The sequence below is a fragment of the Sphingobacterium sp. T2 genome (assembly GCF_000814685.1).
GTDB lineage: Bacteria > Bacteroidota > Bacteroidia > Sphingobacteriales > Sphingobacteriaceae > Sphingobacterium > Sphingobacterium thermophilum.
This window is the reverse complement of the sequence record NZ_JXAC01000089.1, coordinates 1-22943: the sequence shown is the minus strand read 5'-3', so window position 1 is coordinate 22943 and position 22943 is coordinate 1. Positions and strand designations below refer to the sequence as shown.

Below are 22943 nucleotides of genomic sequence, written 5' to 3'. Positions count from 1 at the left end.
TCAACTTTTAAAATAACAAACTATGTCACTAACAGTACAATATATCATCATTGCAATTATCTTTATCCTCGCGGTGATATCGGTAATAAAGAAATTTATCCCTTCCAAGTCAAAACCTCAAGGAGGTTGTAGCAAAGGTTGTGGATGTGAATTAGATCAAACCTCTATCAAATAAACAAGGTGCTTAACGAATGTTAAGCACCTTGTTTATTATGATAAGTCAGCTTATTTTTTCTCAGCTACCAATACAATGTTGAGTACAAAATAATCCTCAATAGCGTTGTCCCCTAATCCGGAAAAGATACTTCCCGATCTATATTTGATATCGAACTTGGTACGATCTACCTTCACCTCACTGGCCTTTGCCACAACAACATCCTTTCCATAGGTGACTTCAGCAGGAAATGATAGGCTGTGCGTTATGCCTTTGATAGTCATCTTACCCGTCACGTGAGCTTGCCTATCTTCCACTTTCACCGAAGTGATAACGAAAGAAGCGGTAGGAAATTTCTCCACATCAAAGAAATCCTCATTCTTGAGATGACTGATTAGACGCGCAGGAGCTTTCTCCGAAGCTATGCTTTTAGTGTCAACGACCACCTCTCCTTCTGCCAGCAGCTTACCTTTCACCCTAAAAATCCACCTGCAAGCTGAATTGTACCCGCAGTTTCCCCTCCCACAATCTTCTTTCCTGCCCACCTGATTAATGACTTGGAGGTGTTTATTTCGAACCTATCTATCTTCTGCCCATAACTAACCATATGGACAAAAGCTATAATTAATGTCAATAAACTATATCTGATACTCCTCATCGTCTGCTATTATTGTGTGATACCTTCCAACTTCAAAATAAATGCCCACTCAAAAGCTTGGTCCTTGAGGTAGTCGAATCTTCCTGAGGCTCCTCCATGACCAAAGTCCATATCCGTTTTAAGCAAAACCACATTATTTCCTTTCTTCGTAGCTCTAAGCTTAGCTACCCATTTTGCGGGTTCAAAATATTGCACCTGGCTGTCGTGCAAGCCTGTAGTCACCAAAAGGTTAGGGTACTCTTTAGCCTCTACATTTTCATACGGTGAATAAGACTTCATGTAGAAATAAGCTTCCTTATTGTTTGGATTTCCCCATTCATCGTATTCATTGGTGGTAAGAGGTATCGTTTCATCCAACATGGTATTTACCACATCTACAAATGGTACTGCTGCAATGACCCCATTCCACAGTTCCGGCGCCATATTGATTACAGCCCCCATAAGAAGTCCTCCTGCACTTCCGCCCTCAGCATACACATGTCCCTTGGATGTATATTTGTTGGCGATTAAATACTTAGCACAATCGATAAAATCCGTGAAAGTATTGATCTTCTTCATCAGCTTACCATCCTCGTACCAGTGGCGCCCCATCTCTTCTCCTCCACGGACATGGGCGATGGCATATATAAATCCTCTATTTAACAAAGACAATCTTGCGGTAGAAAACGTAGGCTCCATAGAAGCTCCATAGGACCCGTAGCCATAAAGGTATAGAGGCGCAGAACCATCTTTCTTCGTTCCTTTTTTATATACCAAGGATATCGGAATCTTAGTGCCGTCTTCCGCAGTGGCATAAGTCCTTTCGGTTACGTAATCTTCAGGGTTGTAACCTCCTAAAACTTCTTGTTGCTTCAACAGCGTCTTCTCACGCGTACGCATATTGTAGTCAAATGTAGAAGAAGGCGTCACCATGGATGTATAACCATAACGAACTACCTCGGTGTCATATTCTCTGTTGACACTTGGATATACGGCATAGGCTTCTTCCCCAAAATCTAGATTATGAACCGAATTATCATTCAAGTTGTGTATAGAAAGATTGGTTAGCCCGCTCTTGCGTTCAGAAACCACCAAATAATTTTTAAACTCATCTATCCCTTGGACAAGTACGTCTTCCCGATGAGGAATATAATCTTTCCAATTTTCTTTGGTAGTCTTGTCTAGTGGCGTCTGTACCACTTTGAAGTTTTTCGCCCCATCGGCATTCGTGACAATGAGGAAGCGGTCTTCCAGCGCTGTCACCGAATACAATACGTCTTTCATACGAGGCTGAAACACCTTGAATTCACCATTAGGATTGTCGGCAGGAAGATATCTTACTTCCGAACTTAATGTTCCTTCTGATTCGATGAAAATATATTTACCGTTTTTGGACTTACCTACCCTATATAGTTGGTATTGTCTTTTTCGTCATAAACGACGACATCTGACTTAGCATCCGTCCCTACGGTATGTCTCTTAATCTTTTCGGACAGGAGTGTCACCGGATTTTTCGAAGTATAGAAAAAGGTTTTGCTATCGGCAGCCCATACGGCAGAACCGGTAGTCCGTTCTATACGGTCTTTATAAATCTCTCCGGTTTCTAGGTTTTTGACATGCAGTACATACTCTCTTCGCGATACCTCGTCCACCCCAAATACCATGAGCCGATTGTCAGGACTTATCGATGTACCTCCTATAGCATAGTAAGGCTTACCTTCAGCCATCTGGTCTACATCCAGAAGAACCTCTTCCTTAGCATCCAAAGAACCTTTCTTACGACAGATCTTATAGTACTGTTTTCCTTCTTCCGTACGCGTGTAGTAATAATAACCGTTATGGAAATAAGGTACAGACTCATCCTTTTCCTTGATGCGGCCCTTCATCTCTTCGAAAAGCTTATTTTGCAGCTCTTCGGTGCCGGCCATCATCGCTTTGGTATAGGCATTTTCGGCCTCAAGATAAGCGATAACTTTTGCGGAATCTGGTCCCTTTTTGAAGTAGTCGTTCAGCCAATAATAATTATCTATCACCGTATCTCCATGGATAATACGAGTATAAGGTTTGACCTCTGCTATCGGAGGCTGCACCTCAGGCCATTCTACAGCAACCTTTTTCTCCTGGTGCGAACAAGACATCATAGTCATAGATAAAATTATAACCCAATTGTATTTGTTGGTCAACATAATAATATTTTTAGGTGAATAAAAATAATTCCGAACAGGTTATTGTTAGTCGTTTAAAATTCAATCAATTAAAATTAACTAGAATTATAATAGGATTACAGAAATATAGCTACAGTTTTTGCAATTTTTAAGTTACACGTAGTTTTTAGCAATATTTAACAGTTCGTTCATTTGTATTAAACCTTATATTTGTTTAGAACGCAAAATCATTTTTATGAAAAAAACAAGACTTTTTATTGCTTTACTTGGAATAAGCATTCTGCCTTTCACAGGTTTGGCACAATCTAAGAAAGAAAAAGCACCGGAAAACTGGTACAACCTAGATTATAAAACAGATGGCGTAATGGGTATCAGCACAGAGAAAGCATACGAACTCCTCAAAGGAAGAAAAGCTTCGCCGGTGATTGTAGCAGTAATCGATGGTGGGGTAGACGTAGAGCACGAGGACCTGAAAGATGTGCTGTGGATTAATAAAAAGGAAGCAAAACCTAATGGTAAAGACGACGACAACAACGGATATATAGATGATAAATATGGCTGGAACTTCATCGGTGGAGCCAATGGCGAGAATGTTCACTACGACAATCTAGAGGTGACACGCCTTGTCAGAAAATACGATCCGCTGTATTCTTCGGTATTGCCTAGTACCAAGCTTAACGAACAGCAGCGCCGTGAATTCGTAGCCTATCAAAAGATGATTGCCGACTACACCACCAAAATGGATGAGGCTAGCTTCGGTAATAATAACTACAGTCGTCTCAAAGACAATGTAGATAAAATTATAGCCGAAATCGGCAAAGACCCTAAGGATATCACCAAAGCGGACATTGAAAATTATAAGACGGAAAGCAGGGAGCTGAAGACTACGATATCCATAGTGAAAAGGGCTATCTCCGAAGATTCGTTCGAGAAATTCTACAAAGAGCTTAACGAGGCAGTAAAGTATTTTAGTGCACAGGTAAAATATCACCTGAACAAAGAATATGACTCCCGCCATATCGTAGGTGACAACTATGAAGATGCTACGGAAAGATACTACGGTAATCCGGATGTGAAAGGCCCTGATGCCAGCCACGGCACACATGTAGCAGGGATTATCGCCGCAAAACGGAACAACAACATCGGTATCAACGGGGTGGCAGACAACGTGCAGATCATGGCTGTCCGCGTGGTACCCGATGGCGACGAGCGTGACAAAGATGTAGCTAACGGCATTCGCTATGCCGTAGACAACGGAGCAAAAATCATCAACATGAGCTTCGGAAAAGGTTATGCCTACAATAAAAAGGCTGTGGATGAAGCTATACGCTATGCCCAAGAAAAAGATGTGCTCCTTGTACACGCGGCAGGCAACGACGGCAAGGATATAGATATCAACCCTAACTTCCCTACTAAATATTTTACGGACGAAAATGAAGCCGTGACAGGAGAAGCTAAAAACTGGATCACCGTAGGTGCTACAAGCTGGAAACTGGACGACAATCTACTGGCAGAATTCTCTAACTATGGATACAGAACGGTAGATGTCTTTGCTCCGGGAGTTGCGATCAAATCCACCATGCCGGAAAACAAATACGAAGAGCAGCAAGGGACAAGTATGGCAGCCCCTGTGGTATCGGGTTTAGCGGCAATACTGCGATCCTATTTCCCTTCGCTTACTGCCGAAGAGGTCCGCAACATCATCATCAAAAGTGTAACCAAGGTGGATCAAAAAGTAAAAATCAAAAAGGACGGAAGTACCAAGAAAGTGTATCTGGATGAAATATCCGTTTCGGGAGGTATTGTCAATGCCTACAATGCTGTAGCGGAAGCTATAAACTACTTAAACAGCAAAAAGTAAAAAAATGTTAAATTTTCTACAATAAATTGAAAATAAGTTCGTTTTATAATTACAAAACAAAACTTAAATGCTTATGGTAGAAAATTTTACTCCTACAGAAGAAGAAACTTACATAAACGACGTAGAAAATATTACAACTATTGAAGATACATTTGAAGGCAAAAATAAAAGAGGAAGTCAAAAAAATTGGTATACCACCAAGTCAATCCGTGATTGACCGTATTCTTCAATATTCGAAGTCGTTTGGTAAGAAATAAAAGCAAGGTCTCTAAGTTTAGAGACCTTGTCTCTTTCATAGCCTGCCGAGAAAGACTATCTTTGTATATGCTCAAGAAAGACCGATACAAAGCTTTTGTAGAATATTTCTCTACGCACAATCCGGACGCTAAAACCGAACTCAACTATAGCAATCCTTTCGAACTACTTATCGCCGTCATCTTGTCGGCGCAATGTACAGACAAGCGCATCAACCAGGTGACGCCGGCATTATTTCAGCGCTACCCTACTCCTGAATCCCTAGCCGAAAGTTCAGTGGATGAAGTTTTCAGCTATATCCGCTCGGTAAGCTATCCCAACAACAAAGCAAAACACTTGGTGGGTATGGCCAAAAAATTAGTGTCCGATTTCAACGGAATCGTTCCCGAAAAGGTCGAGGATTTGGTAAAACTGCCCGGCGTGGGACGTAAGACCGCCAATGTCATCTCTTCAGTAGTATATGACAAGCCCGCTATGGCTGTAGATACCCACGTATTTCGTGTTAGTAACAGACTGGGGTTGACTACAAACGCAAAAACCCCTCTAGCCGTAGAAAAGCAATTGGTAAAATACCTTCCTGAAGAAACCATAAAGATTGCACACCACTGGTTAATCCTTCACGGCAGATATATATGTCTTGCCCGAAAACCAAAATGTGAAGAATGTCCTATCACCCACTTCTGTAAATATTTCGAAAAAACCCACAAAGCAAAAGTTATCAACAACAACGAAGAATAAGCTTTTTTCATTGTAATTTTAATTATTGCATAAACACTAATTTTTTTAGCACAAATTTTGTATATTAAAAATATTATTATACTTTTGAAATGTAAATACTAAAAATATGAGCAACGCAGACAAACTAAAAGCACTTCAGCTTACTTTAGATAAATTAGAAAAATCATATGGTAAGGGTACCGTAATGAAACTGGGAGATTCGGCAGTAGAGCCTATTGAAGCTATTTCCACAGGATCTTTGGGGTTGGATATAGCCTTAGGTATCGGCGGGCTTCCTAAAGGCCGTATTGTAGAAATCTACGGTCCTGAATCCTCAGGTAAAACTACATTGGCTACCCATGTCATTGCCGAAGCACAGAAAAAAGGTGGCATAGCCGCTATTATCGATGCAGAGCATGCCTTCGACAAATATTATGCACAAAAATTGGGAGTAGATGTAGAAAACCTCTTGATATCGCAGCCGGACAACGGAGAGCAAGCCTTAGAAATTGCCGACAACCTTATACGTTCGGGAGCTATCGACGTTATCGTGATTGACTCTGTGGCAGCCTTAGTACCTAAAGGAGAGATCGAAGGCGAGATGGGCGATTCCAAGATGGGGCTTCAGGCGCGCTTGATGTCGCAAGCCTTGCGTAAGCTTACCGGTACTATTGCCAAAACAAACTGCTGCTGTATTTTCATCAACCAGCTCCGCGAAAAAATCGGTGTCATGTTCGGTAATCCGGAAACCACTACCGGCGGTAATGCCTTGAAATTCTATGCTTCGGTACGTTTAGACATTCGTCGTACCTCCCAGATTAAAGATTCGGACGAAGTTTCAGGAAACCGCGTAAAAGTGAAAATCGTTAAAAACAAGGTAGCTCCTCCATTCCGTGTGGCAGAGTTCGACATCATCTTCGGAGAAGGTATATCTAAAATAGGTGAAATTATCGACCTAGGAGTAGAATACAACATCATCAAAAAATCCGGCTCATGGTTCAGCTACGGAGACACCAAACTGGGACAAGGACGGGATGCTGTGAAAGCCTTGTTGATGGATAATCCGGAATTGGCGGAAGAATTGGAAGCTAAGATACGAGCTGAAGTGACAGGAGAAGTGCTGGATCAAGCGATGCTCAACAAAGACAACGAAGAATAATAATTCTTAATATGCTGTAAAGGGCAGTTCTCACAGTCGAGAATTGCCCTTTTTATATTTGTGGCTAACTTATTTTCGGATAAATTCCACGCGTCTGTTTTGAGCTTTGCCCTCCGCTGTAGCATTGCTTGCCACAGGCTCTGATGCCCCTTTACCGATAGCGACAAGCTGTGAGGCAGGAATATTGAAGTTTTTCATCAAGTACTGACGTACCGCTTCTGCTCGCTGCAGTGAAAGCCTTTGGTTCAGCTGGGCTCCTCCATCCGAATCTGTATGGCCTACTATTTCGAATTTTGCCGATGGAGTATGTTGCATCAGCAGGCCTATCTCATTCAAAATATTATAAGACACAGCTTTGATTCTGTCTGACCCGCTGTCAAAATGTATGCCTGACACCACCAGCTTTCCTTCTCCTATCAGGGCAGCACTCAAATCTTTGGATACCGCAGCAATACGGACATTTGACACATAGAAGCCATCCTTCGGCTTAGGTATCACTTCTGCTGCACGCAGATGAAAATTATTACGGTAAGCATTGTTGTCAAAGGCCTTAGGAAGATCGAACAGCTTCTCCGTATCCATATACAGTCTTATTCGTTCCCCATTGACAGCGATGCTTACATGCACTACCTTGCCGGTATGGCCACGTACATCCCACTCCGTAAACGTTTCATGACCCGAATACATGTTTGTGGTATATCCAACCACATTTTCTACATTATTACTTTTCGGAATCACAAAATAAAATAATTTCTTACGCTGTATACTCTGCTTGGCAGGATTAGCAACTTCCGAAAAGCCAAAAGTTACAGGAGGTCGAACCGCATTATCGGGATAGTACAAATCAAACTCTACTGTAAAATTTTGTGGTAGGCTCCCTTTTAACAAGGGAAAACTCAGCGCATTATCACCCACCATAAACCAATTACCCGTCAGATTACTAAATTTCACTACTTTACCACCAACAGTAGTATTCCACTTACTAGGAAAATCTCCATATGCGGTATTACTAAAGTCGTCATAAAATAATAACTGATCGCCCGGAATGAAGTCATAGTTGGAAGACATCACATTGGGATCGGAAGAAGTCTTCCCCTTCACTGTTGTGGAAGAAACACCTCCTTTGGTCGATTTATCAATCTTTTCTTCTACCTTATCAAGGCCTTTGTCCACAGCTTTATCGACTTTACGGTCTACACGCTGCTTCACTTTGTTTTCCACTTTCTTGCCCAAGCGGTCCAAGATCTGGGCTTCTCCTCTCCCATGCATACTCAAAAGAAAAATAACAGTTAATGCAAGCACTCTCATATCCCACAAAATTTAAGTTCACAAATAGGGTTAGCTACTTAAACAAATGTACCCCATGATGAAAGTGCCGGCAATAGTGATAAATCACTAAAAGTTTATATCAACCCGTGAATGAGTGCATAGGCCACTACCTCGCTGCTCGTATACGAGTTGGTCTTTTTCAGAAGGCGCTGGCGGTGATTTTCTACTGTATTTTTGGATATGTTGAGTTTCTCGGCGATGATTTTGCTGGTCATTCCTAATGAAAGCAGGCGTACCACCTCTATCTCCCGCTTTGTAAATTTGACCTCTGACATATATTTTGTTTCAATATTCGCGGGAAGGCTTTTTAAAAGTTTATGATTATCTCCATCTACAATAAGGATAGACAGCTGAGGAATATAATCCACTTCCATATGTGAAATATCCGTAACCTGACAGAGGCAACACCTTACTCCCCCGTCCTCCTCATACTTCCAATCCAACACCTGCTGGACGACATTACGGAAGTTGCCTTCTGCATCCCTCATTTTAAGGTATATGTTGGGGCGGAAGGTTTTATTAGGATTATTTAAGATAAATGAATATACGTAATCTACATAGGCCATCCAATAAGGGATATGCTCGGGATAACCTACTTCTTCCACATACCTCTCCGGCGACATCCCTTTCCAATACTCGGCAGGCTTACCGGTCATCTCTTCCAACATGCCTCCCACCTCCAAAAGACGCTGATCCGCAAAATCTACGATACACCATTGGTACATCCCCAAGGAGAAAGATTTCATAGCCTCTATCTTGGGTTCGAAATATTTACGGATATCGCATTTTTCAAGCAAAGGAGTTGCCTTATTAGACAAAATATTTCCAAATTCATCTAAACTATTAATCGGAGAAATTCCATCTATATAGTTTACAATTGGCTTCATATATAGAAATATAAATAAATTTATACAAAATTAAAAAAGACAGAGAGTAAAATAAGGCCTTGACAGAGAATATTATTTTGTATTTTTAGCAAATGAAAAACCTAATAAACAACCTATTATTTCGTGTTATTTTTGCCATAGCTTTAGGAATACTGTTAGGCAATATTCTTCCTAAATCGGTTGGCGATATTTTCGCAACATTCAATGCTCTGTTTGACCAACTGTTGAAATTTCTTATCCCCCTGATTATCGTAGGACTTATCATTCCTGCCATTACTAAACTGGGCAGTACGGCGGGCAAGATGCTTATTGTTACAGTAGCCATCGCTTACGGTTCGACCCTGTTTTCGGGATTTTCAACCTATTTTGCCAGCATGGCTATATTTCCCTCCCTCTTGGAAGGGCAAAGTGTACAAAACATCGCTGACTCAAGTAGAAGCCTTTCACCATATTTCACCCTACAGATCCCTCCTTTTTTGGACGTGATGGGAGCTCTGGTTTTTTCTTTTCTTGTTGGGTATAGGGCTGGCGCGTCAACAGAACTCCAGACTAGCAGAAATAGCCTTTGATTTCGAAAACATTATTTCTTTTATCATCGAAAAAGTCATCATTCCATTATTGCCGGTGTTCATTTTCGGTATCTTCTTAGATATGACCTATTCGGGTAAAGTGTTGATGATATTGAATGTCTTTATCAAAATTATCGGTGTAATCTTTACCTTACATATACTGCTCTTATTGTTGCAATATATATTAGCCGGTATTATTACAGGTAAAAATCCATTTAAACTTTTGCGTACTATGCTACCGGCCTATTTTACCGCTTTGGGCACGCAATCTTCTGCAGCTACCATTCCTGTGACATTAGCTCAAGCCAAAAAGACAGGCATATCCGAAGAAGTTGCATCTTTCGTCGTTCCTCTTTGCGCTACCATCCATCTAGCTGGAAGTACATTAAAAATCGTAGCCTGTGTAATAGCACTGATGTTGATGCAGGGATTACCTATAAATTTCGGCTTGATTGCCGGCTTCATCTGTATGCTGGGTGTGACTATGATTGCTGCACCTGGGAGTGCCGGGGGGAGCCATCATGGCGGCCATAGGCATCATTGCGTCCATGCTGGGATTTAATGCAGAAAATCAAGCCTTGATGATTTCTTTGTATATTGCCATGGACAGCTTTGGCACAGCTTGTAACGTTACAGGCGACGGGGCAATAGCCGTTGTGGTGGACAAGTTTTTTGGAAAGAAAGGCTAAAGGAGATACAGATACACCAAAAACGCTTCGGAAATTCCGAAGCGTTTTTTGCTTATATAGAAAAGAGTGTATGCAGCTCTTCCAAAGTTTCGGGAGAGGTTTCAAGATCTTTAATCACTTTACCTTTTTCCAGCACGATGATTCTGTCGGAAATTTCCACGGTATGGGACAGGTCATGACTCGATATAAGGATAGTGACTTCTCGTTCTTCAATCAATGTTTTTATAAGCTTTTTCAAGCGGAACTGCGAGCTGGGGTCCAAGTTTGCAAAGGGTTCATCTAGGATGATAAGTTCCGGACTTCCTATCAAAGCACCGATAATCCCTACCTTCTTCTGATTTCCTTTAGATAAGTCACGTATATATTTACGTATGTTCAGGAATTTCGTCCGTTAAAAAATTCTTCATACTGAGCGAACAAAATTGGCAACATCCACTTTGTTCATTCCCTGCAGCGTTCCGATGAAGTTAAAATATTCTTCCGGCGTGAGATAACCTATCAGAAAAGATTCGTCTAGGAAAGCACCAGTAAAGTCTTTCCACGACTCATCTTTATTGACTTCGATATCTTTAATTTTGACGTTTCCCGAGGTCGCTTGTATCAAGTTTAACATTAAGCTGAACAAAGTGGTCTTTCCCGCTCCATTATTACCCACCAAACCTATACTTTCACCACGCCTTATTTCGAGCCTGTGTATATCCAAGACTTTGACATTATTATATACTTTAGAAAGATTTTCTATGTCTTATCATATATCTGAATGTTTAAGGTTAAGAACGTTGTTTGAATCCTTCGAGCATACTGAACCGTCTACTTGTATAAAGCTGAGCGATAAAATTAAGGATAAGAGGGCGACATAGGAGACCTAAAATTCCTAAACTCAAAAGCGTCACATTAGCTGCTGTAAGACCTATAAAAACCTTGATAGGGAACCAAATAATACAAGGCAGTATAATCAAAGGAAAGCTAATCAACCATTGCGCCAATCCAATACCTTGATAGTTGAACACATTGGAATTAGAAAGATCAATATATTTTCTGTTATATGCTCCGAAAAACAATACTACTGGAATATTTATTCCAGCATTATATACCCCACAGACAATATGTACGTAAAGTTTATCCCAGCCGAAGTACACATAAAACGTACTCAATATAGTTAGAATCAAAACCGATCCATCCATCAACAAGGCTTTAGCCTTCAAATAGGTACGCATGGTAATTGGTCTTGTTTGCAACAGGGCAAAATAAGAACTATCCCATGCCGGAATGAATTGTCCGAAATTGATAACGAAAATTCCGGTGATAAACAACCCTATAAACAAGGACCACCCCGGAATTAAAAAAGCTGGATTCGTATAAAAAAGCAGGCCATATGCCAGAAATCCGAAGCTTAGATACACCACCGTCCGGGTCCGTTTATTTCTCCAGAGCAGTTTTAAGTCCAACTCTAAAAAGGGAGCAAGGGTCCCGAATCGGCTTGTCCAGCTTAAGTCTGCCGTACGGTATTCTTTTTGTGTTTCTCTTAGATAAGCATCCATATAGAGATGCTCCTTCACATCCATGAATGTGAGTCTATAGCAAAGGACAAGGACCGCAAAAGGAAGCAGACACAGAACAGGATATATCAAGACAAGGTTGAAGAAGCTTCCGAAAAGATTCGTAACGGAAAAAAGTTTATAATACTCCAGACCTATCAGCACCAGACAGATTATTAGAAAAGGTACTAACGCCTTTATATAGCCCGAAAACTTGCGCTGAATCCAAAAGTTCAGGAAGTTAAGAATAAGCACCATTCCAAACAAAGTCAGTAGCCAGCCTATAAGGGAAACACTATCAAAATCTCCGCTTATCCTGTTAAAGATTACAAAAGGCACAGCCACAGTCATGGTCAGGATATTGTAAAACGAAAACAAGGACTTGGCCATTAAAGCGTGCACCACCTGACTTCGTGTGACGCGCTGCGTCAGAAGAGGTTTGGCATCCAACACGGGAAGGTTTTGAAAGAAAAAACGTAAAAGCAACTCTGCCGCCAACCACACCAGCAAGAAGCTGTTGACCACCAGCAAAGGCTTTTCACGGGGAACCGCCTCTTTGCATAGAGGATATAAGCTTATTCCCAGCGAAAGAAAAGTAAAAAAGAAATAAAGCCCTATAAAGCCCATAAAAAGCTTTACGGCTAAGCTCTTGCCAAAAGTAGCCGAGCGAAAAAAGGATTTAAACTCTAATTTAAGCAGCTTGAAAAACATAGGTCGTTTTCGGAATATTTGGCTTAATATAAAAAAAAACTTCGAGAAAACCTCGAAGCTTTAACCTAACCTAATCAAACATCTATTACAATCTAATCTTCTGCTAAGAAAGGATATCTGTAATCCGTGTCCGGATTGAATGTTTCTTTTATGGTACGCGGTGACACCCAACGTAACAGATTAATCATAGAACCAGCTTTGTCGTTGGTACCTGATCCACGAGAACCGCCGAAAGGTTGTTGCCCCACTACCGCTCCAGTACATTTATCGTTGATGTAGAAGTTACCGGCCGCATTGCGCAATTCGTATGTAGCTTTGTCAATGGCATAGCGATCCTGAGCGATGATAGATCCTGTCAAAGCGTAGATAGAAGTCGAATCTACTAAGTTTTAACGTTTCTTCAAATTTGTCGTCCTCATATACATACACTGTCAATACAGGACCAAAGAGCTCCTCACGCATAGTTTCATAATCCGGCTTTTTCGCCAAAATCACTGTCGGATGGATAAAATATCCCTTAGATTTGTCGTATTCACCACCGATGATGATTTCCGCATCCGGAGATTCTTTCGCACGGTCAATATATTTAGTAATCTTGTCGAAAGCTTTTTCATCAATCACAGCATTGATGAAGTTGGAGAAATCCTCTGTACCTCCGATTTTAAAAGATTTGATATCGGCTTCCATAAGGTCTCTCAACTTAGGCCACAATGACTGTGGAATATAGGCTCTTGACGCTGCCGAGCATTTCTGGCCTTGGTATTCGAAAGCTCCCCGCACTAGAGCAGTATTTAACACTTTGATGTCGGCAGAAGAGTGGGCAACGATGAAGTCTTTACCCCCTGTCTCGCCTACAATACGAGGATAACTTTTGTAAATATGTATGTTTTCTCCTATAGTTTTCCATATGTCTTGGAATACGGCGGTAGAACCAGTAAAGTGAATTCCCGCAAAATCTGGATGTTTGAAGATGACATCTCCTGCATCTGGTCCAGACACATATACCAAGTTGATTACACCATCCGGCAAACCAGCCTCTTTAAATATCTGCATCAACACATTTGCAGAGTAAATCTGTGTGTTTGAAGGCTTCCACACCACTACGTTGCCCATCATAGCCACACAGGTAGGCAAGTTACCGGCGATGGCAGTAAAGTTGAACGGTGTCAAAGCAAAGACAAATCCTTCCAGCGGGCGTTGTTCCACACGATTCCACACACCTTTGGCATTCACCGGAGGTTGTTGCTGATAGATCTCAGCCATATATTTTACGTTGAAGCGCAAAAAGTCCGTGATTTCACAGGCTGAATCGATTTCTGCCTGAAATGCATTTTTGGACTGTCCAAGCATGGTAGCGGCGTTCAACTTATAACGGTATTTCGTAGAGATTAGTTCTGCAGCTTTCAGAAATATAGCAGCGCGCTGTTCCCATGGCAGATTTTCCCAATCCTTTTTCGCGGCCAAAGCTGCATCGATAGCTTCTTTGACATGCTCTTTGGTGCCTTGGGAATAATAACCCAATACGTGCTGATGGTCATGAGGAGGAGACAATTTCACTTTCTTGTCTGTACGCACCTCTTTAGACCCTATATACATAGGAATATCTACTTCCTGGGCTCTTGCTTCAGCGATAGCTTGTTTCAATAATTCGCGCTCCTTTGTTCCCGGAGCATAAGAATATACGGGTTCGTTTGCTGGAACCGGAACGTTGAAAAATCCTTTTAACATAAGCGTAAATTGTTTAATGTAAAATTACGGACAAAAGCGGCTGAGGGATTTACCCTATTTGTCCAACTATAAACATATTCTATCCTTTATAGTTAATGGATTAACGAAGATTTTTGAGAAATAATCAATTTAGGTTATATCTGCACTATGGGCTTGAATGTATTTTTTAGGTGACATCTTTGTGATGGATTTAAACACCCGGTTAAAGTGCACGATATTGTTGAATCCAACCTGAAAAGCGGCTTCGGAAATATTTTCCGACTTGTTATTCAACAAAATCTGGCAGGCCTTCTCAATTCTCACCTCGTTGAGGAAGGTAATATAGGTTTTCATCGTATGCTTCTTGAAGAATTTGCAAAACGAGGTGGGTGTCATATGTACTAAGGCCGCCACCTGATCAATGGTAATATCTTCCTGATAACGTTCGAACGTATATTTGTACACCTGACTTATACGCACACCATCCTTATCCGAATAGCTCATATCGCGCACCCCAGAATATAAGGTCACCGTATCGTTACGGTGTACGGTAAGGGCATGGAGAAGCTGCAAAAATTCCGTAAAGCGAGGCATCCCTGTCTTCACCAACAGGTTGGTAAAATAATGAATCATGGACTCGGAAATAGAACGGTCCAGCATTTTGGAAGTATGTAGGTCCTGAAGGTAGTCGCGTACAGCCTCAAACTCGGGAATATGATAGAGTTTCTTCATGCGTTCGAGGTTGACAAAAATGTGTATAGCATGAATATCCCCTTTATCTTCTTCGGACTCTGTGTCGCGATCAAACATGTGTGGCTCGTTAGGTTTGAGCACAAAAATATCACCCGATTGGAAGGACTGCATGATATTTCCTACCATTATAGTGCCTTTACCTTTGAGTATGTAGGTAATCTGTGTTCATCGTGGCGGTGATAGTAGTTATAGAAATTCTCTTTCTTGTCTTCCAACACAGCGAAGACTCCTTCTCCATAAACCGAAACTGTAAATTGGATAGGCTTCATCACTAGAACTATTGCTTCTTCAATTTATCCGCAAAGACTTTTTTTTACTTTTTCAACCTTAGGGCGAGCAACAATCTGACAATACATCTCGTTAGGGTTTCTGTTATAATAATTCTGGTGATAATCTTCGGCAGTATAGAAGGTCTCTGCATGTTCTATGGTGGTGACGATAGGTCTTTCGTAGGCACCGGATTTTTCCAAGGCCTCTATATAGTAACGGGCTTTATCTTCTTGGTCTTTATTTACCGGAAAAATGGCAGAGCGGTACTGAGTACCTATATCATTGCCTTGGCGGTTGAGTTGTGTAGGATCGTGAACCGTGAAAAAGACCTCCAATATTTCATCATATGTAATTTTCTGTGGGTCGAAAGTAACTTTTACGGCTTCGGCGTGTCCTGTCTGGCCTGTACATACCTGAGCATAGGTGGGATTTTCCACATGCCCTCCTACTATATCCCGAGACTACGGTATCAACACCTTCCAACAGCAGCAGAGGTGCTTCCACGCACCAAAAACATCCTCCTGCCAAGATTGCTACTTCTTTATTTTCCATGTTCATATCCTTCACTTTTACATAATCACTACTGAGCTGCGCCTTGCTATGACATGCCCAGCAACACATAAGTAGAATAATACTTCCTATCCATCTCATCACTTTCGTCGTCACCTAAATTAAAAAATAAAGGCGACATACGTGTATGCCGCCTCCTAAATATCCTAATAGATGCTATTATTTTTTAGCAGCTGCATAGTTAGCGGCTACAGCATCCCAGTCAATTACATTGAAGATGGCTTCCAAATAAGCCGGACGTTTGTTTTGATATTTCAAATAATAAGCATGCTCCCACACGTCAATACCCAAGATAGGTGTACCTTTTACCTCTGCTACGTCCATTAATGGGTTGTCTTGGTTTGGTGTAGAGGTAACTGCCAACTTACCTGACTCATCCACAATCAGCCAAGCCCAGCCCGATCCGAAGCGGGTAGCACCTGCATTTTGCAACTGTGTCTTCAGTTCAGCGAAAGAACCGAAAGCAGCATTGATGGCTTCTGCCAACTCCCCTTTAGGTTCACCGCCACCGTTAGGACTCAGGATTGACCAGAACAATTTGTGGTTATAGTGACCGCCACCATTGTTGCGAACAGCAGCCGAATATTTGCTCACATTTTTAAGAATATCTTCTAAAGAAGCATTCTCTGCATCCGTACCAGCAATAGCTTTGTTTAAGTTATCCACATAAGCTTGGTGGTGACGATCGTGATGGATTTCCATCGTTTCTTTATCGATATGAGGTTCTAATGCGTCAATTGCGTATGGTAACGCTTCTAATTCAAATGTCCATAGTTCTATATTTTTTTAATTATCGTATAATAATATCAATTACAGTTACGAATATAACAAATCATCCGTCTTTATGTTTCATAATAATGCCATATTGTGGAAAAGTTTAGCGCTTGCTCTTGAAAAAACGCTTCATTAGTTCGGCACATTCACTTTCCATCACACCACCTACTATTTCGGTTTTCGGATGAATAATATGAGAACTGATAGCTGAATAACCGCGTTTATCATCTTTGGCGCCATAGACTATACGTGAGATCTGCGTCCAGTAGGACGCTCCGGCACACATGACACAAGGTTCTACCGTAACGTACAGCGTGCAATCTTTTAGATATTTCCCTCCCAGAAAGTTGGCTGCCGCCGTGAAGGCCTGCATTTCGGCATGTGCTGTCACATCATTCAGCCTTTCGGTTAGGTTGTACCCCTTGCCGATGATTTTGCCTTGTGACACGATGATGGCACCTATGGGGACCTCATCCTCTTCATAAGCCTTCTGCGCCAGCTTATACGCCTCCTTCATATACATTTCATCGGTATTTACCGGCGCTGCTCCCTCTTCAAAATTATAAATCTTCATATGCTTAAAACATCTTTGACCCATTCGGTACTTTACGCTCCACGCTGGTAAGCACTACATCCCCATTTGCATCGGCAAAGCCGGTAACCAAACACTCGGACATAAACTTGCCTATTTGCTTGGGTGGGAAATTTACGACAGCAACAACCTGACGACCTACGAGCTCTTCCTTCGTATAATGTTTGGTAATCTGAGCGCTGGATTTCCGAACTCCTATCTCCTCACCAAAATCTATCTTCAGCTGGTATGCAGGCTTCCTAGCCTCTGGAAAGTCGTATACTTCCACGATTGTACCCACCCGCAAATCTACCTTTTCAAAATCACTCCAACTAATTTGCATAGATTAAAGTCTGTTTATATCCAAATCGGCCAGCTGCTTACCTAGCGTATAGATGACATACTCTTCCTTACGCTTCAGACGTCTTGCCAATCTGGAAATCAGCTCCTTTTCTTCTCCTTCGTTGTATGCAAGATCTTCCTCAGAAAGATGATTATACTTGCGTAACAATTTTAATTTTAGAATTTCCCAGTCAGTTTTCGTAATTTTAAGGCTTGTCATTGTTAGTAGATTATTTATAATTGAAACCAAAATAACATTTATTCTATGAAAAACACAATACTTACGCTTTTTGTAGCTATTTTCAGCTCATTATCACTTCAAGCTCAGGAATTCAAACTAGGTTTGAAAGCAGGTATGAACTTTTCTAAAATCAAGTTTGATAAAGACGTTTTAGAATCATCTAATAATGCGGGCTATTTAGCAGGTGTTTGGTTGAGACTAGGTGGTAATTCATTCCATATCCAACCTGAGGCTTATTTCACTACCAAAAATGCAAGTGTGCAAGCTCCTAAAGAATCAGCTCCTACAGAACTAATCAAAGGCGACATGAAATTTTCAAACATTGATGTACCTATATTATTAGGGACAAAGTTCCCTGTGGGACCTTTGAAATTAAAATTACAAGCGGGTCCATTGTTTTCATTTGTGATTGACCAAGAAGCTTCTTTCAAAGACAACATCGTATCAACCTATGATGATGCCTTAAAAAGCTATAAAGACAAATTCGCCGCAGTAGTAGCAGGTACAGGATTAGACTTCGGTAATTTTGCTGTAGACTTACGCTATGAATATGGTCTAGGTAACATTAGCAAAACAGAGACTGCTGGAAAACAGAAGTTGAATCTCTGGTCGATCAGCTTAGGATACAGTTTGTTTTAGCAAGAGATAAAAAGAGTGCCGGCGGCACTCTTTTTTGTTTTCAGTCTTATGAGTATATTCAACCTATAATTCATAACACGATCTCAAAAAAAAGAGATGATTTTTATGTTATCTTTTATACAAGCTTTAATTACTTAGAACAATTCTAAATTATATCTTTTTTATAGGGTTAAAGGCATTTTTATAAATCATTTGAATACTTTTGCAAGAAAAATTTAAACATTTAAGGATAATGAGTAGTAAATCAAAGCCGCTATTTAGTTCTTCTCTAGGTAAGAAATTAATCATGAGCTTAACGGGACTATTTTTATGTACGTTCCTTGTCGTGCACTTGATTGGTAACTTACAGTTATTTAAGAATGACGAAGGCTACGCATTCAACAACTATGCGCACTTCATGACGCATTTCACGCCTATTAAAGTAGTTTCATACTTACTTTATGCTTCAATCATTTTACATGCTGTCTACGCATTAATCTTGACTTTAAAGAACAAGGCTGCTAGACCTATTGGGTACCACCAATCGGCTGGTAATGCTAACAGCAAATGGAACTCACGCAATATGGGTATCTTGGGTACTATCATTTTAGTATTCTTGGCTACACATATGCAAAACTTCTGGTATCAGTACAAGTTTGGTACCACTCCTTACATCGAGTACCACACTGATCTAGAGACTGGCAATCGTCAAACTATCTCATCAGATGATTTACCTGCGAACTACGATGGGTACAAAAGCTTTGTGAAAAACGGCGTAGAGACCGTAAAGACCAAAGATTTGTACAAGCAAGTAGCATTTACTTTCCAAAATCCATTCATCGTATTACTTTACGTAGTAGCAATGGGTGCCTTGGCTTTCCACTTGATTCATGGATTCCAATCGGCATTCCAAACATTAGGTTTCGACCATAGAAGATATATTGGTTTGGTAAAAACAATTGGTATTTGGGTATTTGGAGTGATTATTCCTATTGCTTTTGCTATAATGCCATTGTATTTCTTTTTTAAAGGTTAGTAATCTCTATTAAAAATAAAGATATGTTAGATTCTAAAGTACCAGCAGGCCCATTAGCCGAGAAATGGTCAAATCATAAATTCAACTTGAAGTTGGTGAATCCTGCCAACAAACGTAAGTTTACGATTATCGTTGTAGGAACAGGATTGGCAGGTGCTTCAGCAGCTGCTTCATTAGCAGAGCTTGGTTACAACGTGAAAACGTTCTGCTATCAAGATTCACCACGTCGTGCACACTCTATCGCTGCACAAGGTGGTATCAATGCGGCAAAAAATTACCAAAACGACGGTGACTCTATCTTCCGTCTTTTCTATGACACTATCAAAGGTGGAGACTACCGTGCCCGTGAAGCCAACGTTTATCGTCTAGCTGAAAACTCAGTAAAAATCATCGACCAATGTGTGGCACAAGGTGTACCTTTTGCTCGTGAATACGGAGGTCTTTTAGATAACCGTTCTTTCGGTGGTGCGCAAGTATCGCGTACATTCTACGCCCGTGGGCAGACAGGACAACAATTGTTGTTAGGTGCTTACTCAGCATTGAACCGTCAAATCAAAAAAGGAAAAGTAAAATCATACACCCGTCATGAGATGTTGGACCTAGTAGTGATCGATGGTCATGCTAAAGGTATCATCACTCGTGACTTGGTAACAGGAAAGATTGAAGCGCACGAAGGTCATGCCGTATTGTTGTGTACAGGAGGTTACGGAAACGTATTCTTCCTATCGACAAACGCTATGGGCTGTAACGTTACGGCAGCATGGAGAGCACACAAACGCGGTGCCTTCTTCGCAAACCCTTGTTACACGCAGATCCACCCTACCTGTATCCCAGTGACAGGTGACCACCAGTCGAAATTGACATTGATGTCCGAGTCATTGCGTAACGACGGTCGTGTGTGGGTACCTAAAACAAAAGAATTAGCAGAGAAATTACGTAAAGGAGAACTAGGTCCTAACGACATCAAAGAAGAAGACAGAGATTACTTCTTAGAGCGTAAATACCCATCATTCGGTAACTTGGTGCCTCGTGACGTGGCTTCACGTAACGCTAAAGAGGTGGTAGACGAAGGCCGTGGTGTAGGTAAAACTGGTTTTGCGGTATTCCTAGACTTCGCTGACGCTATCAAACGTATGGGTGAAGAGACAGTACGTGCTAAATACGGTAACTTATTTGACATGTACCAAAAAATCACCGACGAAAACCCATACGAAGTGCCAATGCGTATCTACCCAGCTGTTCACTATACTATGGGTGGTCTATGGGTTGACTATAACTTAATGACTACTATTCCGGGCTTGTACTGTCTAGGAGAAGCTAACTTCTCTGACCACGGTGCTAACCGTCTAGGTGCTTCTGCCCTAATGCAAGGTCTGTCAGATGGTTACTTCGTAATCCCTTACACTGTAGGTGATTACTTGGCAGGATTGGGAAGCTTCGCTCCTGTAGACAAAAACCATCCGGCATTCGAAGAAACACGCAAAAACGATAGAAGATAACATCAAAAAATTATTATCTCTACGTGGTAACAAAACTGTAGACGACATCCACAAACAGTTAGGTCACATCATGTGGGAATACTGTGGTATGGCGCGTACGGAAGAAGGCTTGACTAAGGCTAAAGGTTTGATTCGTGAGTTGAGAAACGAATTCTGGAACAACGTAACGGTTCTTGGTTCGAACGAAGAGTTGAACATGTCTTTGGAAAAAGCCGGTCGTGTTGCCGATTTCTTGGAATTAGGAGAACTAATGGTTGACGATGCTCTTCACCGTAGAGAATCTTGTGGTGGTCACTTCCGCCTTGAATCACAAACTGAAGAAGGTGAAGCTAAACGTGATGACGAAAACTTCGCTTATGTAGCAGCTTGGGAATACAAGGGTCCAGACCAACCAGAAGTACTTCACAAAGAAGAGTTGGTATTCGAAAACGTTAAGTTAACACAAAGAAGTTATAAATAGTATAGAGTATTGAGTGTCGGAACTTATACCTTCCGATACTCAACACTTCATACTCAATTCATAATAGATATGAGTAAACACATGAATTTAACGCTAAAGGTTTGGCGTCAAAAAAATCAGAATTCAGAAGGTAAATTTGTTACTATCCAAGCTAACAACATTGCGGACGATATGTCCTTCTTGGAAATGCTTGATGTAGTAAACGAAGATCTTACCCGTAAGGGAGAAGATCCTATATATTTCGACCACGACTGTCGTGAGGGCATCTGCGGTATGTGTTCATTGGTAATCAACGGTCGTCCTCACGGTCCTAACGAGCGTACTACAACCTGTCAATTGCACATGCGTTCGTTCCACGACGGACAAACTATCGTTATCGAACCTTGGAGAGCTGCAGCTTTCCCTGTATTGAAAGACTTGGCGGTAGACCGTTCGGCATTCGACCGCATCCAACAGGCTGGTGGTTATATCAACGTAAACACTGGAGGTGTGCCTGACGCCAACGCTATCCCTATCCCTAAACGTATTGCTGATGAAGCATTCGAATCGGCAACATGTATTGGTTGTGGTGCTTGTGTGGCAGCATGTAAAAATGCTTCAGCAATGTTGTTCGTTTCGGCAAAAGTTTCTCAGTTTGCTTTGTTGCCTCAAGGTCAAACAGAACGATACGAACGTGCTCAAGCAATGGTTGACCAAATGGACAAAGAAGGTTTCGGTAACTGTACTAATACGGGCGCGTGTGAAGCTGAATGTCCAGTAGGTATCAAATTGACTAACATTGCTAGACTGAACAGAGAGTATTTCACAGCGAAAATCTTCCGTCAAGAAGATGTTCACGCTTAATCTATAGAAATATAATCTTCTATAAAAAGAGCTTGCCTTTATTACACTGCCCCCAAAAAGTTAGACACTATTTGGGGGCATTTTTATGGTTAAGTACAAAAAACACAAATCCGATTTTAAGCTTCGTCTGGTTAAAGATTACCAACGAGGGGCATCGATACACGGATTATCGAATCAATGGGGCGTATCATCGTCACAAATCAGAAAGAGGATTGATCAATATAATTCATTAGGTCCGCAAGGACTATCGCGAAAGCCTTATCGAAAATATACAAAGGAATTTAAGGTCACGGTTGTTCAAGCCTATCTAAAAAAAGAATTATCTTTGAGGGACTGCTGTTTACATTTCAGCATCCCCTCCATTGGCATAGTCAGTTCTTGGGTAAGAATATATGAGCATTTGGGTGAGGATGGCTTAAATTCTCGGCAGAGAGGCCGTAAAACGATGAAAGGAAACAATCCAAAAAGACCCGCAAAACCGTTGACCAGGCTGGAAGAGCTTGAGAAGGAGAATTTATATCTAAGAGCGGAGAATGAGCTGCTAAAAAAGCTCGATGCCTTAGCTCAAAAGAAAGTAACTCCGCAAAA

General features: G+C 41.2%; 28 protein-coding genes and 3 pseudogenes. 13 read left to right on the top strand and 18 right to left on the bottom strand.

Annotated elements, in window-relative coordinates; all coding sequences use genetic code 11:
• The first annotated feature begins 22 nt into the window (after positions 1-22).
• The gene (locus tag SD31_RS21215; protein WP_156138253.1) at positions 23-175 is read left to right on the top strand and encodes a FeoB-associated Cys-rich membrane protein; all 153 of its coding nucleotides are present in this window, start codon (positions 23-25) and stop codon (positions 173-175) included.
• Between the two features lie 50 nt (positions 176-225).
• Here the strand turns inward: SD31_RS21215 and SD31_RS06915 are convergent, their stop codons facing one another.
• The 4 genes and pseudogenes from SD31_RS06915 to SD31_RS18715 form a co-directional block, all read right to left on the bottom strand.
• Positions 226-630 (bottom strand): YceI family protein, encoded by a 405-nt coding sequence (locus tag SD31_RS06915; RefSeq protein WP_052258743.1) that lies wholly within the window; start codon positions 628-630, stop codon positions 226-228.
• A complete protein-coding gene (locus SD31_RS16560; protein WP_052258742.1) occupies positions 627-812 on the bottom strand; it encodes a hypothetical protein in 186 nt (61 codons plus the stop codon). The genes SD31_RS06915 and SD31_RS16560 overlap by 4 nt, the downstream gene beginning before the upstream one ends.
• Before the next feature lie 9 nt (positions 813-821).
• Positions 822-1490: a prolyl oligopeptidase family serine peptidase gene (locus SD31_RS18720; protein ID WP_231561262.1), complete on the bottom strand. Its 669-nt coding sequence runs from the start codon at positions 1488-1490 to the stop codon at positions 822-824.
• 225 nt (positions 1491-1715) lie between these two features.
• Positions 1716-2929, bottom strand: a pseudogene (locus SD31_RS18715) (oligopeptidase B); the annotation flags it as partial.
• 262 nt (positions 2930-3191) lie between these two features.
• Between SD31_RS18715 and SD31_RS06905 the strand changes: the two are divergent.
• The 4 genes from SD31_RS06905 to recA all read left to right on the top strand — a co-directional run bounded on the left by SD31_RS06905 (position 3192) and on the right by recA (position 6948).
• The gene (locus SD31_RS06905; protein WP_156138252.1) at positions 3192-4817 is read left to right on the top strand and encodes a S8 family peptidase; all 1626 of its coding nucleotides are present in this window, start codon (positions 3192-3194) and stop codon (positions 4815-4817) included.
• A gap of 73 nt (positions 4818-4890) precedes the next feature.
• The gene (locus SD31_RS16555) at positions 4891-5034 is read left to right on the top strand and encodes a hypothetical protein (RefSeq protein WP_156138251.1); all 144 of its coding nucleotides are present in this window, start codon (positions 4891-4893) and stop codon (positions 5032-5034) included.
• Positions 5035-5141: 107 nt separating this feature from the next.
• Entirely contained in the window at positions 5142-5810 is a 669-nt protein-coding gene (gene nth / locus SD31_RS06900; protein ID WP_039053591.1) for an endonuclease III, read from the top strand.
• 106 nt (positions 5811-5916) lie between these two features.
• Entirely contained in the window at positions 5917-6948 is a 1032-nt protein-coding gene (gene recA / locus SD31_RS06895; protein ID WP_039053590.1) for a recombinase RecA, read from the top strand.
• A 69-nt stretch (positions 6949-7017) separates the two neighbouring features.
• Here the strand turns inward: recA and SD31_RS06890 are convergent, their stop codons facing one another.
• Positions 7018-8256 carry an OmpA family protein gene (locus tag SD31_RS06890; RefSeq protein ID WP_082021856.1) on the bottom strand — a complete coding sequence of 413 codons (1239 nt, stop codon included), beginning with the start codon at positions 8254-8256 and terminating at the stop codon, positions 7018-7020.
• Between the two features lie 95 nt (positions 8257-8351).
• Positions 8352-9164, bottom strand: coding sequence for a response regulator transcription factor (locus SD31_RS15185; RefSeq protein WP_052258740.1), 813 nt, complete (start codon positions 9162-9164; stop codon positions 8352-8354).
• A gap of 92 nt (positions 9165-9256) precedes the next feature.
• On the opposite strand from SD31_RS15185, the gene SD31_RS17235 reads away from it, so the two are divergent.
• The 3 genes from SD31_RS17235 to SD31_RS17225 are packed head-to-tail and all read left to right on the top strand — an operon-like array spanning position 9257 to position 10422.
• Positions 9257-9733: a cation:dicarboxylate symporter family transporter gene (locus SD31_RS17235; RefSeq protein ID WP_197053583.1), complete on the top strand. Its 477-nt coding sequence runs from the start codon at positions 9257-9259 to the stop codon at positions 9731-9733.
• A complete protein-coding gene (locus SD31_RS17230; protein WP_197053582.1) occupies positions 9675-10295 on the top strand; it encodes a cation:dicarboxylate symporter family transporter in 621 nt (206 codons plus the stop codon). The genes SD31_RS17235 and SD31_RS17230 overlap by 59 nt, the downstream gene beginning before the upstream one ends.
• The gene (locus SD31_RS17225; RefSeq protein WP_197053581.1) at positions 10255-10422 is read left to right on the top strand and encodes a cation:dicarboxylate symporter family transporter; all 168 of its coding nucleotides are present in this window, start codon (positions 10255-10257) and stop codon (positions 10420-10422) included. The genes SD31_RS17230 and SD31_RS17225 overlap by 41 nt, the downstream gene beginning before the upstream one ends.
• Positions 10423-10474: 52 nt before the next feature.
• On the opposite strand, the gene SD31_RS18710 is transcribed toward SD31_RS17225, so the two are convergent.
• The 12 genes and pseudogenes from SD31_RS18710 to SD31_RS06835 form a co-directional block, all read right to left on the bottom strand.
• Complete coding sequence (locus tag SD31_RS18710; protein WP_262506568.1) at positions 10475-10783, bottom strand: AAA family ATPase; 309 nt, start codon at positions 10781-10783, stop codon at positions 10475-10477.
• A 42-nt stretch (positions 10784-10825) separates the two neighbouring features.
• The gene (locus SD31_RS18705) at positions 10826-11125 is read right to left on the bottom strand and encodes an ATP-binding cassette domain-containing protein (RefSeq protein ID WP_231561258.1); all 300 of its coding nucleotides are present in this window, start codon (positions 11123-11125) and stop codon (positions 10826-10828) included.
• 67 nt (positions 11126-11192) lie between these two features.
• A complete protein-coding gene (locus tag SD31_RS06870; protein ID WP_039053588.1) occupies positions 11193-12671 on the bottom strand; it encodes a DUF5687 family protein in 1479 nt (492 codons plus the stop codon).
• A 92-nt stretch (positions 12672-12763) separates the two neighbouring features.
• Positions 12764-14399, bottom strand: a pseudogene (gene pruA, locus SD31_RS06865) (L-glutamate gamma-semialdehyde dehydrogenase).
• Positions 14400-14528: 129 nt separating this feature from the next.
• Positions 14529-15257 (bottom strand): helix-turn-helix domain-containing protein, encoded by a 729-nt coding sequence (locus tag SD31_RS06860; protein ID WP_052258739.1) that lies wholly within the window; start codon positions 15255-15257, stop codon positions 14529-14531.
• Positions 15257-15400, bottom strand: a complete 144-nt coding sequence (locus SD31_RS16550) for a hypothetical protein (protein ID WP_156138250.1) — start codon at positions 15398-15400, stop codon at positions 15257-15259. The genes SD31_RS06860 and SD31_RS16550 overlap by 1 nt, the downstream gene beginning before the upstream one ends.
• 24 nt (positions 15401-15424) lie before the next feature.
• Positions 15425-15838 (bottom strand): peptide-methionine (S)-S-oxide reductase MsrA, encoded by a 414-nt coding sequence (gene msrA / locus SD31_RS06855; RefSeq protein WP_262506567.1) that lies wholly within the window; start codon positions 15836-15838, stop codon positions 15425-15427.
• The gene (locus SD31_RS20075) at positions 15744-15953 is read right to left on the bottom strand and encodes a peptide-methionine (S)-S-oxide reductase (RefSeq protein WP_262506566.1); all 210 of its coding nucleotides are present in this window, start codon (positions 15951-15953) and stop codon (positions 15744-15746) included. The genes msrA and SD31_RS20075 overlap by 95 nt, the downstream gene beginning before the upstream one ends.
• Before the next feature lie 177 nt (positions 15954-16130).
• The gene (locus SD31_RS06850) at positions 16131-16751 is read right to left on the bottom strand and encodes a superoxide dismutase (protein ID WP_039053587.1); all 621 of its coding nucleotides are present in this window, start codon (positions 16749-16751) and stop codon (positions 16131-16133) included.
• Between the two features lie 97 nt (positions 16752-16848).
• Positions 16849-17319 (bottom strand): nucleoside deaminase, encoded by a 471-nt coding sequence (locus tag SD31_RS06845; protein WP_039053599.1) that lies wholly within the window; start codon positions 17317-17319, stop codon positions 16849-16851.
• 4 nt (positions 17320-17323) lie between these two features.
• Complete coding sequence (locus tag SD31_RS06840; RefSeq protein WP_039053586.1) at positions 17324-17659, bottom strand: tRNA-binding protein; 336 nt, start codon at positions 17657-17659, stop codon at positions 17324-17326.
• A 3-nt stretch (positions 17660-17662) separates the two neighbouring features.
• Complete coding sequence (locus SD31_RS06835) at positions 17663-17878, bottom strand: hypothetical protein (protein WP_039053585.1); 216 nt, start codon at positions 17876-17878, stop codon at positions 17663-17665.
• A gap of 45 nt (positions 17879-17923) precedes the next feature.
• Here SD31_RS06835 and SD31_RS06830 point away from each other — a divergent pair, with 45 nt between their 5' ends.
• The 5 genes and pseudogenes from SD31_RS06830 to SD31_RS06810 all read left to right on the top strand — a co-directional run.
• Positions 17924-18538 carry a porin family protein gene (locus SD31_RS06830; protein WP_039053584.1) on the top strand — a complete coding sequence of 205 codons (615 nt, stop codon included), beginning with the start codon at positions 17924-17926 and terminating at the stop codon, positions 18536-18538.
• 232 nt (positions 18539-18770) lie between these two features.
• Positions 18771-19553, top strand: coding sequence for a succinate dehydrogenase cytochrome b subunit (locus SD31_RS06825; protein ID WP_039053583.1), 783 nt, complete (start codon positions 18771-18773; stop codon positions 19551-19553).
• A gap of 23 nt (positions 19554-19576) precedes the next feature.
• Positions 19577-21512, top strand: a pseudogene (locus SD31_RS06820) (fumarate reductase/succinate dehydrogenase flavoprotein subunit).
• 81 nt (positions 21513-21593) lie between these two features.
• The gene (locus SD31_RS06815; RefSeq protein ID WP_039053582.1) at positions 21594-22355 is read left to right on the top strand and encodes a succinate dehydrogenase/fumarate reductase iron-sulfur subunit; all 762 of its coding nucleotides are present in this window, start codon (positions 21594-21596) and stop codon (positions 22353-22355) included.
• 85 nt (positions 22356-22440) lie between these two features.
• The coding region (locus SD31_RS06810; RefSeq protein ID WP_039053581.1) for a helix-turn-helix domain-containing protein at positions 22441-22943 on the top strand (503 nt) is incomplete at its 3' end.